This is a genomic window from Mucilaginibacter sp. RCC_168 (assembly GCF_041355315.1).
Lineage (GTDB): Bacteria > Bacteroidota > Bacteroidia > Sphingobacteriales > Sphingobacteriaceae > Mucilaginibacter.
Genome location: NZ_JBFUPN010000001.1, coordinates 248587 through 266850, shown reverse-complemented (window position 1 = coordinate 266850; position 18264 = coordinate 248587). Strand labels below are relative to the sequence as shown.

The 18264-nt window shown below is 44.9% G+C and carries 13 protein-coding genes and 1 tRNA gene; 12 read left to right on the top strand and 2 right to left on the bottom strand.

Annotation, left to right across the window (positions count from 1 at the left end; genetic code table 11):
- Nucleotides 1-64: 64 nt before the first annotated feature.
- The 7 genes from AB6735_RS01135 to AB6735_RS01105 all read left to right on the top strand — a co-directional run bounded on the left by AB6735_RS01135 (nt 65) and on the right by AB6735_RS01105 (nt 7039).
- Entirely contained in the window at nt 65-631 is a 567-nt protein-coding gene (locus AB6735_RS01135; RefSeq protein ID WP_370993972.1) for a K(+)-transporting ATPase subunit C, read from the top strand.
- Between the two features lie 122 nt (nt 632-753).
- Entirely contained in the window at nt 754-1794 is a 1041-nt protein-coding gene (locus tag AB6735_RS01130; RefSeq protein ID WP_370993971.1) for an outer membrane beta-barrel protein, read from the top strand.
- Between the two features lie 337 nt (nt 1795-2131).
- The gene (locus tag AB6735_RS01125) at nt 2132-2326 is read left to right on the top strand and encodes a hypothetical protein (RefSeq protein ID WP_370993970.1); all 195 of its coding nucleotides are present in this window, start codon (nt 2132-2134) and stop codon (nt 2324-2326) included.
- 96 nt (nt 2327-2422) lie between these two features.
- Complete coding sequence (locus AB6735_RS01120; RefSeq protein ID WP_370993969.1) at nt 2423-3553, top strand: sensor protein KdpD; 1131 nt, start codon at nt 2423-2425, stop codon at nt 3551-3553.
- Between the two features lies 1 nt (nt 3554).
- Nucleotides 3555-5267, top strand: a complete 1713-nt coding sequence (locus AB6735_RS01115; protein WP_370993968.1) for an ATP-binding protein — start codon at nt 3555-3557, stop codon at nt 5265-5267.
- Nucleotides 5268-5648: 381 nt separating this feature from the next.
- Entirely contained in the window at nt 5649-6230 is a 582-nt protein-coding gene (locus AB6735_RS01110; protein ID WP_370993967.1) for a Crp/Fnr family transcriptional regulator, read from the top strand.
- An 80-nt stretch (nt 6231-6310) separates the two neighbouring features.
- Entirely contained in the window at nt 6311-7039 is a 729-nt protein-coding gene (locus AB6735_RS01105) for a hypothetical protein (RefSeq protein ID WP_370993966.1), read from the top strand.
- A 165-nt stretch (nt 7040-7204) separates the two neighbouring features.
- Here AB6735_RS01105 and AB6735_RS01100 read toward each other — a convergent pair whose 3' ends face one another.
- Entirely contained in the window at nt 7205-9286 is a 2082-nt protein-coding gene (locus tag AB6735_RS01100; protein ID WP_370993965.1) for a beta-galactosidase, read from the bottom strand.
- A gap of 879 nt (nt 9287-10165) precedes the next feature.
- Between AB6735_RS01100 and AB6735_RS01095 the strand changes: the two genes are divergently transcribed.
- From AB6735_RS01095 to AB6735_RS01085, 3 genes are all read left to right on the top strand, one after another.
- Nucleotides 10166-11923: a family 43 glycosylhydrolase gene (locus AB6735_RS01095; protein ID WP_370993964.1), complete on the top strand. Its 1758-nt coding sequence runs from the start codon at nt 10166-10168 to the stop codon at nt 11921-11923.
- Nucleotides 11924-11990: 67 nt separating this feature from the next.
- The gene (locus tag AB6735_RS01090) at nt 11991-12497 is read left to right on the top strand and encodes a hypothetical protein (protein WP_370993963.1); all 507 of its coding nucleotides are present in this window, start codon (nt 11991-11993) and stop codon (nt 12495-12497) included.
- Between the two features lie 46 nt (nt 12498-12543).
- Complete coding sequence (locus AB6735_RS01085; protein ID WP_370993962.1) at nt 12544-13500, top strand: acetyl-CoA carboxylase carboxyltransferase subunit alpha; 957 nt, start codon at nt 12544-12546, stop codon at nt 13498-13500.
- 157 nt (nt 13501-13657) lie between these two features.
- Here AB6735_RS01085 and AB6735_RS01080 read toward each other — a convergent pair whose 3' ends face one another.
- Nucleotides 13658-16810, bottom strand: coding sequence for a protein O-mannosyl-transferase family (locus AB6735_RS01080; RefSeq protein WP_370993961.1), 3153 nt, complete (start codon nt 16808-16810; stop codon nt 13658-13660).
- A 215-nt stretch (nt 16811-17025) separates the two neighbouring features.
- Here AB6735_RS01080 and AB6735_RS01075 point away from each other — a divergent pair.
- Nucleotides 17026-17096: transfer RNA gene (locus tag AB6735_RS01075), tRNA-Gln, on the top strand.
- A 158-nt stretch (nt 17097-17254) separates the two neighbouring features.
- On the top strand, nt 17255-18199 hold the full coding sequence (locus AB6735_RS01070; protein WP_370993960.1) for a ribose-phosphate pyrophosphokinase: 945 nt from the start codon (nt 17255-17257) through the stop codon (nt 18197-18199).
- The last annotated feature ends 65 nt before the right edge of the window (nt 18200-18264 follow it).

The following is an 18264-nucleotide window of genomic DNA, read 5'->3' as shown; positions in this document are numbered from 1 at the left end:
AAAATTCGAGTTCAGACAACAGAACTCACTAATTCACTAAATCAATAAATCAATAATTAATAAGATGAAAACATATTTGTTGCCCTCATTAAAGTTAACGCTCATTTTGATCGTAATAACTGCAGGCATATATCCACTGGCTGTTGCCGGTGTAGGTAAATTAACTCCCGGTCGTGGTGATGGCGAAACATTAACTTATAAAGGTCGTGTAGTAGGCTACGCATTGGAAGGCCAGAAATTCACTAAAGACGAATACTTCTGGGGCCGTCCATCGGCAGTTGATTATAATGCTGCCGGATCAGGCGGTTCAAACAAAGGTCCCTCAAATCCTGATTACCTGAAAGACGTTGAAAAACGGATTGAGGATTTCTTAAAACATAATCCAGGTGTAACCCGTGCCCAGATCCCTGCCGAACTGGTTACCGCATCGGGCAGTGGTTTGGATCCTGATATTTCACCGGCAGGTGCCCAGGTACAGGTAGCCCGTGTTGCTAAAGCTCGTGGACTATCTGCCAGTCAGTTAACCAAACTGGTTGATGAACACACCGAAAAACCAATGTTTGGCCTGTTTGGTCCAAGCAAAGTAAATGTGCTTAAACTAAATATAGCTTTAGAAGAGCTTAAAAAATAACCGGGACGGAGATTGAGGATCGAGGTTCGAGGATTGGGGGTTCGGGTTTTAATAGACCATTATTTCCCCGAGCCTCGCAACCCGAACCCCGATCCTTTCTCTTAGAGATTATACCATACTAAATGAAACCCTTACTAATTATACCAGCAATTATTTTAATAACCAGCCTGGCAGCAAAAGCCCAGGACAGTGCCAAAACAGACCCGCCACTAATTATATCCGGCTCTGTAGATACTTATTATAAATATGATTTCTCTGGACGAAAAAACAATATACCAACCAGCTTCGCTACCGATCAAAATTCTATATCCATTGGCATGATTGATCTGGGACTGAAGAAAAAAGTTGGGAAGGCGGCGTTCGTGGGTGAGTTATCATTTGGTCCGCGGGGGCAGGAGCAATCCATCCCTAATGCAGGTGCCAATAATAATTCGTTCCATATCCAAAACCTTTATATAGCCTATGATTTAACTGATAAACTGGTACTAACAGGTGGTTATATGGCTACCTTCATTGGTTATGAAGTGATCAGCCCTACAGGTAATTTTAACTATTCTACTTCATACCTGTTCACCAACGGCCCTTTTCAGAATGCCGGCTTTAAGGCCACCTATGCATTTACTGATAAGGTAAGCCTGATGGCAGGTGTGTTTAACGATCAGTGGAATGCCTATAAATCCGCCAATAGTGTAAACAATTTTGGCGCACAGTTAACCATAGTGCCCGTAAAAGGCTGGACGGCCTACCTGAACGTGATCACCGGTAAAACTTCGGGAACGGAGTTCGACCTGACCACGGCTTACCAGATCACAGATGCCTTTAAACTGGGACTGAACGCTGCCGATTATAAAGCCAACAACGGCATAACCGGTGGCTTTACAGGTATGGCGCTATACCCACAATACGCGGTGACAAAAGCAGTGACCTTGGGTTTACGTGGCGAATATTTTAAAACAAAAACCGGCGACCTGACCTTAGCTGGTCCGGCGCCTGGTGAACATGTAACCGCGGTAACGTTTACGGCTAATATTAAAGCTGGTCCGTTATCGTTGATACCGGAAGTGCGGCTTGATGGCGGATCGGCAGAAGGATTTACAAACCGGTCGGGCGATCCGACCAAAACTGCCTCTCAATTTGTTTTGGCAGCGGTGTATGCGTTTTAGGAGCCTCACCCGTGTGATAGTCGAGTTGTAGAACTGACTCACCCGGTCTACGCTTCGCTGGACCACCCTCTCTGCGACAAGTCGCAAAGAGGGTAAAAAAGAAAGAAAAATCCCCTCTATGCGCGAAGCGGAGAGAGGGGTGACAAGCGTAGCGAAGTCGGGGTGAGTCAATGGAGATCAGGGTGACAGCCTTCTTAGGAGAGGTGAAGATATGTATGGTTGTTTTCTATAATTAATGTTTGGTTGTTAATTATAAGTTTGGTTGACGAACATTCATACTATAAAAGGGGATTTTTCGGAATCTCCTTTTATTAGTTTTATAAAAAAATTATTAACGATGAAAATGCTAAGTTTAGATATAGGTAGGGCTGTGCGGTTAAATGCCGCACAATCGACTCACCCTGTCATCGCTTCGCTCGACATCCCTCTCTTCGCCTACGGCGTAAAGAGGGAATCGAAGGTTGAAAAAAAGAAGGTTGAAAAAAATAAAACTCTCTCCACCCTCTTTGCAGCGAAGCCGGAGAGGGCTTAGGGGAAATAAAATCCCCTCTATGCGCGAAGCGGAGAGAGGGGTGACAAGCGTAGCGACGTCGGGGTGAGTCGGCACCACTTGATAATAGAAACATAAATGAGCGAAGAAAATAAAGAGCAGTCTGTTGAGCATTTCCTGGAACTGATCAAACGTTCAAGGAGGGGTAAATTTAAGGTTTACATAGGCATGAGCGCCGGTGTGGGTAAAACCTACCGCATGCTGCTGGAGGCCCAGGCCCTGATGCGTAATGGCATCGATGTTAAAATAGGCTATATTGAAACTCACGGCCGTAAAGAAACCGTGGCACAGCTGGAGGGTTTGCCGGTAATACCCCGCCGTAAGTTGTTTTATAAAGGCAAAGAACTGGAAGAGATGGACCTGAAAGCTATCATCAGCCTGCGCCCCGAAGTGGTGGTGGTTGATGAATTGGCTCATACCAATATTGAAGGCAGCAGCAACGAAAAACGCTGGCAGGATGTGATGGAGATCCTGAACGCGGGTATCAACGTGATCAGCGCGGTGAACATTCAGCACATGGAAAGCCTGAACGAGGAAGTGCAGCGCATTACCGGGGCAACCATAAGCGAGCGCATCCCCGATAAGGTTTTGCAAATGGCTGATGAGGTAGTGAATATCGACCTTACCGCCGATGAACTGATAGATCGTTTAAAGGAGGGGAAGATATATGATGAAAAGAAAGTACCGCTGGCGCTCAGTAACTTTTTCCAGGCCGAGCGGATACTGCAGCTGCGGGAGCTGGCCCTGCGCGAGGTTGCCCACCAGGTTGAACGGAAAATTGATACCGAGATACCCAAAAACATTAAACTGCGGCCCGAACTTTTTTTGGCCTGCATTAGTACCAATGACGCGTCGGCAAAAATAATCATCCGCAAAACGGCCCGGTTGTCGTCATACTATCGCTCTAAATGGTATGTGCTCTATGTACAAACCTCGCGCGAAAGCAGCGATAAAATAAACCTGGCATCGCAGCGCCACCTCATCAACAATATGAAACTGGCTACGCAGCTGGGCGGCGAAGTGCTTAAAGTAAAAAACGACCATATAGCTAAAGCCATTTGGGAAACGGCCGAAAAATATGATATCACTACCATTTGTATTGGTAAACCCAGGTTTAAATTTTACCAGGTGATCATGAAAACGGCGGTGTTTACCCAATTGTTAAATAAAATGTCAAAAACTGATATTGACCTTGTAATACTATCATAACATGACCATTAAAAATAAACTGCGTACAGGCATAGGTTTTTTGTTTGTACTATCATTCATCTGCTGCGGGTTGTCGGTGTATTTCCTCAACCGTTTGTCGGCCGATGCTGGTGCTATTCTAAAAGATAACTATAAATCATTGCAGTACGGCCAGCAGATCCTGTCGGCTGTTGATGCAGATGGCGGACCGCTTAGCCCGGCGCAATTAAAAATAATTGAAACTAACCTGGTGCAGGAGGAGCACAACATTACCGAGACCGGCGAAGGCCAAACAGCTGCTTCTCTGCGTTCCGTTTTTGAGGAGATCAAACTGCAAAATCACGATGCCGCTAAACTAACCGCATTACGCGTGCAGGCAAGGCAATTGGTTTATAAGTTTATGCAGCTAAACATGACGGCCATTTCCCATAAAAATGATATTGCCAAAGGTACAGCCAAGCGTGCCACCATACTGGTTGCTTTTTGCGGGGCGTTCTTATTCCTGGTGGCTTTTAGTTTCGCGGTTAATTTCCCGGGTTATATAGCTAACCCGCTCAAAGAGCTTACCGCCCGCATCAAAGAGGTATCCAATCGTAATTATCATCAGCAAATTCATTTTAAATCAGACGACGAGTTTGGCGAATTGGGGCAAGCCTTTAACAACATGACCCGCAAGCTGGATGAATTTGAGAATAGCAACCTGGCCAGTATCCTTTTTGAAAAGAAACGGATCGAGACCATCATCAACTCCATGCACGATGCCATTTTGGGTCTGGATGAAAAAATGATCATCATATTTGCCAATGAAGTAGCCTGCTCATTGATAGGCATGACCGCCGATCAGCTCAATGGCCGTTATGCACCTGACGTGGCTACCGAAAACGACCTGCTGCGTAATCTATTGGTGAATGATCAGGCCAGGCTAAAAATATTTGCCGATAACCGCGAGAGCTTTTATTCCCGCGAGTCGCTATCGGTAAGCAGTAAAGACAGGGTGATAGGCAAGGTGATCATCCTGAAAAACATTACCGAATATCAGCAGTTGGATGAGGCTAAAACCAATTTCATCGCCACCATATCGCATGAATTAAAAACCCCGATATCATCCATCAAAATGAGCCTCAAATTACTGGAGGATGTACGCATTGGCGATGTAAATCCCGAGCAACGGCAACTATTGGAGAACATTGAGGAAGATGCCCGCCGCCTGCTGCAAATAACCGGTGAACTGCTGGATATGGCACAGGTTGAAACGGGTAAGCTACAACTTAACTTTGGCAAAACCCATCCCAGAAACATTGTGGATTACGCGGTAAAGGCCATCAAATTTATAGCCGATCAGAAACAGGTGACTATCAAGGTCGACTGTGATGAAAACCTGCCCGATGTTCATGCCGATCTGGATAAAACCACCTGGGTGCTCATTAATCTGCTGTCCAATGCCATCAAATACAGTCACGAAAAATCAACGGTAGAACTGGTGGTGAAAAAACGCCATGCCGACGAGATCGAGTTTTCTGTACAGGATCATGGCAAAGGGATAGAAGAGCAATACTTGTCGCGCCTTTTCGAACGCTATTTCAAAGTCCCCAATGCCACCGCCGATCAAACCGGCACCGGCCTGGGCCTGGCCATCGCCAAAGATTTTATCGAAGCACAATCAGGCAAGATAGCGGTGGACAGCGAACTGGGCGCAGGCAGCAGGTTTGCTTTTACGTTGAAGAGGGTTGCTTGATGCGCTAATACCCAAAGAGGACTGTCACGCTGAGCCCCGTCGAAGAGTCGAGCGCAGAGGCCTGCCCACCATACTTCGACAGGCTCCATGAACCATCGCTGTCCGAAGTCTCTGACTTCGAATTAACTATGTTTGTAGTCACTGACTGCAGGCATAGGATAACAAGATTTAATTTTGCGCCGCGGTAGTTGAAAACTACCGGCATAATCGTTCGAAGTCAGAGACTTCGAACAGCGGAGGGCTGTCACTCTGAGCTCCGTCGAAGAGTCGAGCGCAGATGCCAGCCCACCATGTTTCGACAGGCAGCATGACAATCCCTTTTTACGTCTGTAGAGACGTATATTTGTATCAGGCCTTATAGAAACCCTAAAACAGCCAGGTATGAATAAAGATACTTTAATTCAATTTGTTCAACAGGTATTGCCCATGAGCCCTGCCAGGGCGGAGCAATTGGTAGCTAAGTTTAACGCGGTAAAAATTGACAAAAACGGTTATGTTTTAAAAGCGGGTGCGGTTTGTAATGCCTATTATTTTATCGAGAAAGGTATCATGCGATCGTATACGTATAACCTGGAAGGCGATGAAGTTACCACGGCCTTCTATGCAGAGAAATCCTTTGCAAGCGATCTGCTGTCATTTTTTAACAGGAGCCCTTCAAGAGAATACATTCAAACCATTACCGATTGTGAAACATGGTCTATCACCTATGCTGATATGCAGGAAAGCTTTCATGCCATGCCCGATTTTCGTGAATTTGGCCGCCTCAAACTGGTGAATAGTTACGGTATCCTTAAAGAACGGATGCTCTCTATGCTGCAGGAAACAGCAGAACAACGCTACAGTGACCTGATCAGTTCCAGTCCGGAGATCTTTCAGCACGTGCCTTTAAAATATATCGCCTCCTACCTGGGTATAACAGATACTTCGCTAAGCAGGATAAGAAAAGAATTTATCAGGAAATAGACCGTTTTCATTTCTTGCCATTTGCTAAGTGGAGGCCACGTAATTTGGCCGTCCTTTGTTTTTATTAAACAAAACATCCAATGGCAAATTACATATCAGGCATGCCCCTTTGGGTCATAGTGCTATTTATCCCAGTTTTTATTTACTCCATTTTTTTTATCACCCAACCGGTAAAGCAGGCAGCGCTCAACGCGGGTATGAGCTTACAAAGATCAAGAAATATCCAGCTGGGTATCCTTGTGTTTTACCTCGCTTATCTCGCTTATGTTTCGGTGCTGGCTTTAAAAGGCGTGCTTAACGTGGATTCCCTGCCGCCTAAAACAATGGTTTGGGGTGGCCTGCCCTTGCTCATCATCTTATTCGGGTTTATAGGCAATACTGGCTTATTTAAAAAATTGCTCCGGGCAATTACACTGGAATCGCTGATCGCGGTACACGTATTCCGATTACTTGGTGTGTTTTTTATCATCATCTACGGCTATCACCTGCTGCCGGCGAAATTTGCTTTTTTCGCGGGTCTGGGCGATATCATTACCGCGATTCTGGCATGGCCGCTATCAAAAATGGTTTCCCGGAGAAAACCAGGCTGGAAAATTGCCGTTTACGCCTGGAATATCTTCGGTATTATGGATATTATTGATCTGCTCGTAGTTGCGGTTATTACCGGCGCGAATGGGAACCTCCGGGAAATGGCTGTGTTTCCGTTTGTTTGGTTCCCGGCTTTTGCCCCCGCAACCATTTTATTTTTACACGCCGCGGTTTTTAGAAAATTACATCAGCTAAAAGAGCCGCAAAATATCCAAAATTAAACCTAATGTTTTTTAGTTGAGTAAACATTCTAAAAAAGGGTGTCATGGAGCACCGTCGAAGCAGGGTGGGCAGGCTTCTGCCGTTCTACCCTTCGACGGGCTCAGGGTGACATCTCCTTTTTTCTTGTTATAGAGACGCATATTTGCGTCTCTATAACAAGAAAATTAATCAACCTCAATGATCTTTACATCCCAGGGTGCAAGCTGTACAGCGGTATTTTTACTTACACTATTTCCGGATAACAGTTCCTTACCATTGTTATAAGGATACGTGAAACTGGTTTCCTTATTCGAATAATTGAAATAATAGTGAACCGTTTTTCCTTTTTGATTAACACCCGATTTGGTGATGACAGGGAAGGCGATCTGCTGATCCTCATTCCATAAGCCTGCTTTTTTAACCGCGTCGGCCAGGAGCTTATCGGTCACCGCGCTGGTGGTAAGGCAACCTATGTAAGTGGCTATCCCTTTGCCATAATTATTTTCGGTAATGGCGGCGTATTTGCCCCAAACTGGGTGGTCGTAATAGGCCAATACTTTGGCTGTGGTAGGGGTTATCAGTTCCATCCAGGTATTGAGCTTTTTATCAGCATCGCTTAAGCCCAGGTCGCCTTTGAGCGATACATTTTCGGGTACTGTGAACTGGCTGTAGTAAATACCGCAAGCCTCCTCAATAATGCCTGGCTGGTGCTTGGTACGAACCTTTACGTTTTCGTCAGAGAAGCCGCTTTTAAAAGTATAAATAATGTGACCGCCGTTTTTTACAAAACGGTTTAAACGCTGCAGCAAACTATCGGGCGCGGCATACAGCAGGGGCACGATGAGCACTTTATAATTTTCGATGCCCTGGCTGCTGGGGTCAACAAAATCACAGGGAATGTTCATGTGGTAAAGGCCATCGTAAAATTGCCGCAATACCTCATTATAACCGGTGCGTACGCCCCATCCAAAACCAAAGGCTTTGAAAGCGCTCAGTGCCTCGTTGCTGAACAGGATAGCCACCTCACTTTTCTTTTTGAGGTTGATAAGTTGCGGACTTAGCCGGGCAAAATCCCTCCCGATGGTTTTGGCTTCATTATAAACCGGGTTGGGTTCAAAATCATGACTCAGCAAGCCTTTCCAGTAAGTTTCGGCCGAGTTATGGATGGAGTGCCAGGGCCAATACTCCACCATGTTGGCCCCCGAGGCCAGGTGACTAAAAGCCTGCAACCGAAGCTGCCCGGGGTAAGGTGTCCATTGCGGAAAGCCTTGTGCTTCGGTTTCCATCACCAGGTAATTTTTAACACCCTTCATGGAACGCGCCACATCGCCTCCGAAGGAAATTTCGGCACCGGTTAGCTTATCCTGGCTGGCATGATAAATATCAACACCGGCAATGTCCAGCGCTTTTGCAGCGGCAAAATGGTCAACCTCGGTTTGTATACCAAAGGAGTAACCCCGCCAATCAAAATCAAAATTATGGGTGATAAACTGGTCAGGGCGTTTGTATTCCCTGATAATAGCAGCCTGCCAGGCCATATAATCGGTCACCAGCTGCCGCTGAAACTTGGCAAACTCAGCAGCCAGACTGCCGTTGATGGTACCGTTCATCGATGGGAAATCGTCCCAGTTATTGATGCGGTTGCTCCAGTAATCCAGGCCGAATATCTTATTGATGTTATCCAGCGTTTTGTATTTGGCCTGCATGTATTTTACAAACAAAGCCTGCACATTTGGCCCGGATGTACCGTATGATTTGGTTTCGTTATCCACCTGGTAACCGATCACAGCCGGGTTATCCTTCACATGCTCCATGATCTTCCGGATCACCCGGTTGGCATAAAACTTAAAATCAACATTGCTGATGTCCATGTTTTGCCTTACCCCGTATTGGCTTTGGCCCGATGGGGTAATAGCCAGTATTTCGGGGTGCTTTTTCACCATCCAGGTAGGTACGGCATAAGTAGGCGTACCAATAATTACACTGATACCGCCTTTGTGCATGGCGCTCAGCACCCTGTCGATGTGGGTGAAATCAAATACGCCATCCTGTGGTTCCACCGTGCTCCAGGTGGATTCGGCTATGCGTACCACATTAATACCGCAATCCTTCATCATCTGCACATCTTTGTCCAGCCTTTCGTAGGGCATGTACTCATCATAATAAGCCACGCCGTATAAGAGCTTGGTCATTTTTGGGTATTGGGCAAACGTATGTCCGCAAAGACACAATTGCAGCAGCAAAAGCAGCAGGTATTTCTTCTTCATGAATAGCTTTCTTAGGGAAAAGGGTTTCAGGAGATGAATGTACAAATTAATTGTGTTTTTAACACACAATAATAAAAATGTTTTTTAGAGGCGCTGGGGATTTGAACGCAGACGACTTACCCGGTCGCGAGGTAATAAAAAACATGTCATTGCGAGGAGGAACGACGAAGCAATCTCGTAGCTATACAGAACGGAGAGGCCTATCGTATAGCGCTCAATTGCCGCTAAGGCTGTTACTTTGTCTTGATACAAAGTAACCAAAAATCAAGTCAGCAGAAATGCTTCTTTGCCGCACGAGGCCTTTACCCCGCAAATCAGTCAGAACCACGGGCTGCTAAACCTTACCCCTACTTCGTTCGCTCAACCCCACACTTCGGCAAGGTTTGCTAATGCCCCAGCCACCACACAAGCCATCATGTTCTGCCTGATTTCGTCCGAAGCTGTTCTGCTGACGGGAAGAAGAAGTAATAAAGGAATCTTATTCTCCCAACCCCTTTCCGCCGCAGGCGAAGAGAGATCCAGCGAAGCGCAGATCGGGCGAGTCGCCCCATTGCACATCCCAAACATTTTTTGTATCTTTAAATATACCACAGGCCGGCCCTGCTTACTTTGAAAACTGTAAGCAGGGCTGTTTGGTTAAAGGGATAAAATAACCCAAAACCGACCGTTTGGTATGTGGCTATTTGACTATAAGTAAAGTATTACTTTTTAAAGTTTTTTAAACTGCCCAAAACCGAGTTAAAATTTGTTAAAAAGTGTTAAAATGGATGGTTTTGAATGAATTTTTGAATGTTTTTAGCCCGTTTTTGAACAGAAAAATGTTAAAATAGAAGGTTTAAGAAGTTTTGGCCTGTTTGAATTTTATAAGTTTATAAAACCATGAAAATTTGTACACGTATTTTACTCCTGATATTATGCTGCCACGGTCTGCTGCCGGCGCAGGCGCAAAATAAAAAATTAACCTACTGCAATCCCCTCAACCTGGACTATGGCTATACACCCTTTGCCGATTTTGCCGCCTGGGGCAAACACCGCGCCACCGCCGACCCAACCATTACCCTGTTAAAGGGGAAATATTACCTGTTCAGCACCAATCAGTTCGGCTACTGGTGGAGCGATGACATGCTGAACTGGAAATTTGTGTACCGCAAGTTCCTGCGGCCCTACAATCAGGTTCAGGGCGATGAGCTTTGCGCCCCCGCAACCCTGGTTCTGGGTGATACCCTGCTGGTTATAGGTTCAACCTATAATAAAGATTTTACACTGTGGATGAGTACCAACCCCACCCGCGACGACTGGAAGGCCGCTAAAGACTACTTTAAAGTGGGCGCCTGGGACCCGGGCATGTTCGCCGACGATGATGGTCGGGTTTACATCTACCATGGCTCAAGCAATACCCTGCCGCTTTATGGCCAGGAGATAGACCGTAAGACCTTTGAACCCATCGGTCCTAAAAAAGAGCTGGTCAAACTAAACCCCGAAATACATGGCTGGGAGCGTTTTGGCGAGCATAACGATAATGTTTTCCTGCTGCCTTTTATCGAAGGTTCATGGATGAACAAGCATAACGGCAAATACTACCTGCAGTTCGGCGCACCTGGCACTGAGCAAAGCGGCTATGCCGACGGTGTTTTTATAGCTGATAAACCGCTGGGACCGTTTATCTATCAAAAGCATAACCCCTTCTCGTACAAGCCCGGTGGCTTTGCCAAAGGAGCTGGGCACGGGGCCACCTGGCAGGATAAGTATGGCAATTACTGGCATATCTCTACCATGGGCATCTCGGTAAAAAACAATTTTGAGCGCAGGATCGGTTTCTGGCCGGCCGGATTTGACAAGGATGGCGTGTTGTATACCAATACAGCTTATGGCGATTACCCGCATTATTTACCGGTTGGCACCGAAGATCACCTAAAAAGCAACTTTACCGGCTGGATGATCCTCAACTATAATAAACCGGTAGAGGTTTCCTCAACCTTAGGCGGGTATGAGCCCAATTATGCAGTTGATGAGGATATCAAAACCTATTGGAGCGCCAAAACGGCTAACAAAGGCGAATGGTTTAAAACCGACCTGGGACAAGTGAGCACAGTAAATGCCATACAGATCAACTATGCCGATCAGGATGCTACGTTTATGGGTAAATCGCTGGGTGTTTTTCACCAGTATATCGTTTATTCTTCATTGGACGGAAGAACCTGGAAACCGCTGATCGACAAAAGCAAAAACAAAACCGATGTACCGCATGACTATGTGGAGCTGAAAACTCCGGCCAAAGCGCGTTACCTCAAAATGCTGAACCTGCACATGCCTACCGGAAAGTTCGCATTATCAGGCTTCCGGGTATTTGGTAAGGGAGCAGGTGCGAAACCTGATACTGTTCAAAATTTTATCGTGCTACGTGGCGATAGCGAGCGTCGCAATTCCTGGTTAAAATGGGAACCGGTTGATAATGCCACAGGCTATACCATTTATATGGGCATCGCGCCCGATAAACTCTATAACAACATGATGGTGTACGGTAAAAACGAGTACTATTTTAACGGTATGGATAAAAACTTGCCTTATTATTTCCAGATCGAATCGTTTAATGAAAACGGTATTTCAAAGCGGTCAAAAGTGGTGAAAGTGGAGTGAAATTAAATTTTGGTTAACTTTTAACAACTGATGGTATAATAGTTGAGGTTTTTTCGTAAAATGCCACATGCTAAGATCAATACTTTCACTTATTACCATTTTGTTCTTTTGTAGCACCCTCCAGGCGCAGCATGCGGATAGTACGCTGAAAAAATCGCCGGTAAAAACATTGACCGATAAGCAATACACCGCTTTGCTCAATGGCGAAGATATATACAACCATATGGCATTGCCGGCCGAGATCAACCACTATCCCATGCCCGATCAGGTGATCAGGTTTAAAAAAGAATTGGGATTGAGCCCCAACCAGGTAACCAAAATTACCGCGATTGCTACTGAACTGCACCGCAAAAGGGTGGAAATGGGTTCGTTCATTATTAAAAATGAGCAAACTTTAGATGAGCTTTTTCGTAAACAGCGCTTAAATAATGGTGATGTGATATTTTATGCCACGCGCTCCGGGTTGTACTATGGAGAGCTCAGAAACGCCATTTTACAGGCTTGCTTAAGCACCGGCGACCTGATGGCTCCCCAGCAAATTAAAAAGCTGGAAACTTTACAAAACCCTAATTGATAATATACCGTAGGATTTACTTAATTTAGCGGCCCAAATAAATAGTATGAAGATTACTTTTGATTTTGAAAAGCCACTGGCTGAACTGATACAGCAGATTGAAAAGGTGAAGCAGGTGGAGGATAAAAACAAGCTCGACATGTCTGCAACCGTAGCCGAGCTGGAAGCCAAGCTGGATGCTGCTAAAAAGGATATATATTCAAATCTTTCCGGCTGGCAAAAGGTGCAGATCTCCCGTCATCCCGAAAGGCCTTATACCCTTCAATATATTGAATTAATGTGCGATGATTTTATTGAATTGCACGGCGACAGAACAGTAGGCGACGATAAAGCCATCATTGGCGGCTTTGGAACGCTGAACGGTCAAACGGTGATGTTCATCGGGCACCAAAAGGGTCGTAATACCAAAGAGCGTCAATATCGCAACTTTGGTATGGCTAACCCGGAAGGCTACCGCAAAGCATTAAGGCTCATGAAAATGGCCGAAAAATTCAATAAACCTGTGGTTACCCTGATAGATACCCCGGGAGCATTTCCTGGTCTGGAAGCTGAAGAGCGCGGACAAGGTGAAGCCATTGCCCGTAACCTGCTGGAAATGTCTGTGTTGAAAGTACCGGTGATCTGCGTGATCATAGGCGAAGGTGCATCAGGCGGCGCATTGGGTATAGGTATTGGCGATAGGGTACTGATGCTGGATAATTCCTGGTATTCGGTAATATCTCCCGAAAACTGCTCAACCATCCTTTGGAAGACCTGGGAAAATAAAGAACGTGCCGCCGAGGTATTGAAATTGACTTCGACAGAGATGTATAAAAATAAATTGATCGACGGTGTGATCAAGGAGCCTCTTGGCGGTGCTCACCAGGATCCCGTGGCTATGGCTTCCATTCTGAAAAAGCAATTGCTTAAAGATCTGAAAACATTGGGCGAACGCGACATCAATGAACTGGTTACCGAACGTATTGACAAGTTCTGCAACATGGGTGTTGTAAACGAAGGATAATAAGATATGATCTATATAAAAAAGCGACTTATGTCGCTTTTTTTGTTTTACGATAAAGGGCTGTCATACTGAGTTTGTCGAAGTATGGTGGGCAAGCCGCTACGCACGCCCTTCGACAAACTCAGGGTGACAGCCCTGCTTTTATTTTTAAAGTACTTTACTGTTTGGGGGTGATACCAAATTTTGTTTCAAATCCTTTTAATTGTGCACTGAATTTGGTGTTTAGTTCCGTCTGTTTAAAATCTTTGGTAAAGCCTACCAGTCCGCTCAAAATTTGTATGGAGTATTGTACATCGCGATTATTATCCAAACTGATCTCGTTGCGCTGTAACAATGCATAGTTATAATTGAGCAGGTTATTTACATAATCGTCTACCTGGTTAGCTAGTTTGTTGGCCAGCGGGATGTCACCCAAACGGTAGGAGCTTTCAATCATATAAAACTTACGTACAGCAACCTCGGTTGAATTGATAATGCCTGGCATCACTTCGTCATATTTTTTCAGGGTGTTTTTAGCCAGGTCGGGATGCCCTTCTTTCATCAGGTTATCAGACAAATTAGAATAAAGTCTGGTAATCAGCGGGTAAAACATAGTCATGGATTCATGATCAAGGTAACGCGCGGTTTTCATATTACCCCACTTAAATTTAGTCATCATGTTATGGTACATCACCGGGGTGTTGCTGTTTTCGAGAGCGTTAGAAGCCGTGTCAGGTTTCAATGGCATTAAACGATAAGCGAATCCCTCGTTGTACAAATATTTGTCGAGGCCTATCATGTTATCATTGGGTACGGTCACCGAAAAATAGATCGGTCGTTTCCAGTTATTGTGGGATAGGATGTCCATCATCGCCAAAACATCTTTGGTCACATACCGGCCGCTGAAGGTCCAGTCCATTTCAGGTACTATCTTGTCCTTTTGGGCCGCCGGAACGGTACCGGTTTGTACCACCTGGTTAGGATCAATGGTCAATTTAAAGTTTTTGGTAGGCAGGTAGTTGGCCATGTCACCATTATTGTATTCTACCATGGTTGATTTATCGTCCGAAGTGATAAAGTCAAAAACCTCTTTCAACTCAGTAGAACCGGCAACTTTCTGATCGTTAAAATAAATCACATCGCGCACGCCGGGTTTAAACTTGTCGTTCGGCATGCTGATAGGCAACGGCTCCGACTCGTTCATCTTATTTTTCATGCCACGTATGTACCAGTCGGTACCCAATAGGCTTAAGTTCACAATACGCACATCCGGGCGCACATTTTCAACCTCCTGTATATACCAAAGCGGGTAAGTATCGTTATCGCCATAGGTAAATAAAATAGCGTTAGGAGCACAAGAGTTGAGGTAGTTATACGCCATATCATGCGGTGTAAGCTTGGTAGAGCGGTCATGATCGTCCCATTCCTGGTTGGCCATTAGTACAGGAGCTGCCAGTAAGCAGATCAGTGTGGCTATAATGGCGCTTGTTTTGGCATTGATCTTTTTGGACAAAAAATCGGCAATAGCCAGTACACCTAAACCTATCCAGATAGCAAAGGCATAAAAGGATCCCGCATAAGCATAATCTCGCTCACGTGGTTGGAGTGGATCCTGATTTAGATATAATACAATGGCTAAACCAGTAAAAAAGAACAGTACCAAAACAACCCCCGCGTTCCGCTGATCGCGCCAAAAGTGGAAGAATAAACCGATCAGGCCGATGATAAGCGGTAAAAAGAATAAACGGTTATAACTTTTACTTTCTGTAACAGCATATGGTAGCGGCTTGCTAAAATTCCAGCCACTTAGCCAGGAACCATCGATGCCGCCTTTGCCATCAATAGCGCCGGTTTGACCGTCAAGATCGTTGGCACGACCGGCAAAGTTCCACAGAAAATAACGGGTATACATTTGGTTTACCTGCCAGGTGCCAAAAAAGCCCAGGTTGGTAGCAAAGGTAGGATGCTCTGTTTGGCCTAATTTGCTCCATGCACGGTAAAAATCCGGATGACCAGCCTTATCACTAAACATGCGCGGGAAAGGTGTGTTGCGGTCATAAACAGTGGTCAGTTTTTTACCGGCCACTTCATATTTGGTTTCACCACGACGATAAAGTGTGGCCCCTTCGGTTTGTTCGATTGGCGTTGAATCAAAAAATTGTCCGTAAAGTAATGGCGTATCACCATACTGGTCGCGGTTCAGATAGCCGTTAAGTGCGAAAGCGTTTTCAGGGTCGCTGTTGTTGAGGTTAGGATTTGCTTTTGCCCTTACTACGATCATCACGAATGAGCTGTAACCAAACAGGATGAACAACAGGCAAATTAAAAAGGTATTTAAAGCGAAACGTTTTTCGCGGATCTTAACTACGTACTCCAGCAGTGCTAATACTGCTAAACCAACAACCACGCCTATAATTCCGGCACTGATGCCCAATACCAGTATAAAGCATACTGCCGCTACAATGATGGCCGGCTTTTGCGGCTTAATGGTATAGTATATGCCTGCTACGATGGTGGCGATGAGTAAAACAAAAAACATGACTGCCCCGCTGCCAAAGCCCATGCCTAAAGTATTCACAAAAAGCAGATCGGAAAAGGCCGCGCCTTTTACAGTATATTGAATAACGCCCCAAAGTACAAAGGCCACAGCCACAATGCCGGCAAAAAACGCCCAGAAAGTGCCTTTTGAAGTAATGTTTTTTGCCCTGCGAAAATAGATCACTAAAGCTATGGCTGGTATTACTAACAGGTTTAATAAGTGTATGCCTATAGATAAGCCCATTACGTAGGCAATAAATACGATCCATTTATCGGCATGTTGCTCATCGGCGTTGGCATCCCATTTTAGTATGGCCCAAAATACAACAGCTGTACATAAGGATGATTGCGCGTAAACTTCAGACTCAACAGCCGAAAACCAGAAAGTATCAGACCATGCATAAGCCAGGGCTCCAACCAGGCCCGCACCTATAATGAGTATCAGATTTGCGGTGCTGATGTCTTCGGCTTTTTTAACCAGCAGTTTTTTTGCCAGGGCGGTTACAGTCCAAAACAGGAACATAATAGTTGCGCCGCTGGATAAGGCAGATGCCATATTAGCCCAATAAGCCACTTTGGTATTATCGCCCATAGAAAGTAAGGTAAATACCTTTCCTATCATGGTAAAAAGTGGGGCGCCAGGCTGGTGAGCCACTTGTAAACGGTAAATACAGGCAACAAACTCGCCGCAATCCCAAAAACTGGAGGAGGGCTCTAAGGTTAAAATATAAGTTAGCGCAGCAATGATAAAGGCTACCCAGCCAAATATATTATTGATTTTTTTGTAGTCCATGTCTGAATTTTACAATGCGAAAAAAGGTTGAATGCAGCCCGAAATTAGTAAAAGTATTATGATGTTAAAACCAAAAATGCCGGATTAACACTTTTTAGGCTCGTTTTTCGCCTTAAAACGCAATCAAAAATACTTTTTTCAAATTCTTTTTGAGAGTTAAAAAATCGTCTTATATTTGCATTCCTTTTCGGGGAGTAAAACAAACCAAAGGAGATTGCCTGATAGTATAATGGTAGTACGACGGTTTTTGGTACCGTTTGTCTAGGTTCGAATCCTGGTCGGGCAACAAGAAAGATTTCGGATTTCTGATTTTCAATTTCGGATTTAGGTCTGATAGAAAATTGAAATCCGAATTGTTTTTTATACGGGCTGTATGTGTAAAGTGATTTAGATTAAGGATTAAGAAAAATCCGAAATCGGAAATCCCAAATCCAAAATAAGAAGATGCCATTACAATTTAATCCGGTTAAGTTATTTGCAGGATCAGGTTCTAAAGAGCTTGCGCAAAAAATTGCTGATGCTTATGGCCGCGAATTGGGTGACGTGGTGCTTTCACGCTTTAGTGACGGGGAGTTTCAACCACATTTTAACGAATCTGTAAGGGGATGCGATGTATTCCTGATCCAGAGTACCAACCAGCCTACGGATAACCTGATGGAATTGCTCATGATGATTGATGCTGCACGCCGTGCTTCATCACATTATGTAAGCGCCGTTATTCCGTATTTTGGATTGGCCCGTCAGGACAGGAAAGATAAGCCACGTGTAGCCATCAGCGCTAAGCTGGTAGCTAATTTGTTAGTTGCTGCAGGCATTAACCGTATCATGACCATGGATCTGCACGCTGCGCAGATACAGGGCTTTTTCGATATACCGGTTGATCACCTGGATGCTTCTATCATTTTTGTACCTTATATCAAAAGCCTGGGTTTAGAAAACTTAACCATTGCATCGCCGGATATGGGCGGCTCATACCGGGCACGTAGTTTTGCCAAGTTCTTTAATGCAGAAGTGGTAATTTGCGATAAACGCCGTAAACGTGCTAATGAGATCGAGTCCATGACGCTTATTGGCGATGTAACCGATCAGGATATTGTGCTGATTGATGATATATGCGACACAGCCGGTACATTGGCTAAAGCGGCAGGTTTAATTATGGAGCGTGGGGCACGCAGTGTACGCGCGGTTTGTACACATCCGGTATTATCGGGCAAGGCTTATGAAACTATCGAAAATTCGGCTTTAACCGAACTGATAGTTACGGATACTATACCGTTAAAACATACAAGCCCTAAACTAAAGGTATTATCTACTGCCGAACTGTTTGCAAAAGCTATCAGCAATGTAAACGAGCACGGTTCTATCAGCCAGTTGTTCAAGGTAGATTAAATAGAATGCTTATAGTTCATGGTTGATGGCTTGTAGCCGGAAACATGGATTTTGAATAGAATAAA

Excerpts from the sequence above, each read along its gene's own strand:
- AB6735_RS01135 (WP_370993972.1), top strand. The coding sequence starts at position 65 with ATGAAAACATATTTGTTGCCCTCATTAAAGTTAACGCTCATTTTGATC.
- AB6735_RS01130 (WP_370993971.1), top strand. The coding sequence starts at position 754 with ATGAAACCCTTACTAATTATACCAGCAATTATTTTAATAACCAGCCTG.
- AB6735_RS01125 (WP_370993970.1), top strand. The coding sequence starts at position 2,132 with ATGAAAATGCTAAGTTTAGATATAGGTAGGGCTGTGCGGTTAAATGCC.
- AB6735_RS01120 (WP_370993969.1), top strand. The coding sequence starts at position 2,423 with ATGAGCGAAGAAAATAAAGAGCAGTCTGTTGAGCATTTCCTGGAACTG.
- AB6735_RS01115 (WP_370993968.1), top strand. The coding sequence starts at position 3,555 with ATGACCATTAAAAATAAACTGCGTACAGGCATAGGTTTTTTGTTTGTA.
- AB6735_RS01110 (WP_370993967.1), top strand. The coding sequence starts at position 5,649 with ATGAATAAAGATACTTTAATTCAATTTGTTCAACAGGTATTGCCCATG.
- AB6735_RS01105 (WP_370993966.1), top strand. The coding sequence starts at position 6,311 with ATGGCAAATTACATATCAGGCATGCCCCTTTGGGTCATAGTGCTATTT.
- AB6735_RS01100 (WP_370993965.1), bottom strand. The coding sequence starts at position 9,286 with ATGAAGAAGAAATACCTGCTGCTTTTGCTGCTGCAATTGTGTCTTTGC.
- AB6735_RS01095 (WP_370993964.1), top strand. The coding sequence starts at position 10,166 with ATGAAAATTTGTACACGTATTTTACTCCTGATATTATGCTGCCACGGT.
- AB6735_RS01090 (WP_370993963.1), top strand. The coding sequence starts at position 11,991 with ATGCTAAGATCAATACTTTCACTTATTACCATTTTGTTCTTTTGTAGC.
- AB6735_RS01085 (WP_370993962.1), top strand. The coding sequence starts at position 12,544 with ATGAAGATTACTTTTGATTTTGAAAAGCCACTGGCTGAACTGATACAG.
- AB6735_RS01080 (WP_370993961.1), bottom strand. The coding sequence starts at position 16,810 with ATGGACTACAAAAAAATCAATAATATATTTGGCTGGGTAGCCTTTATC.
- AB6735_RS01070 (WP_370993960.1), top strand. The coding sequence starts at position 17,255 with ATGCCATTACAATTTAATCCGGTTAAGTTATTTGCAGGATCAGGTTCT.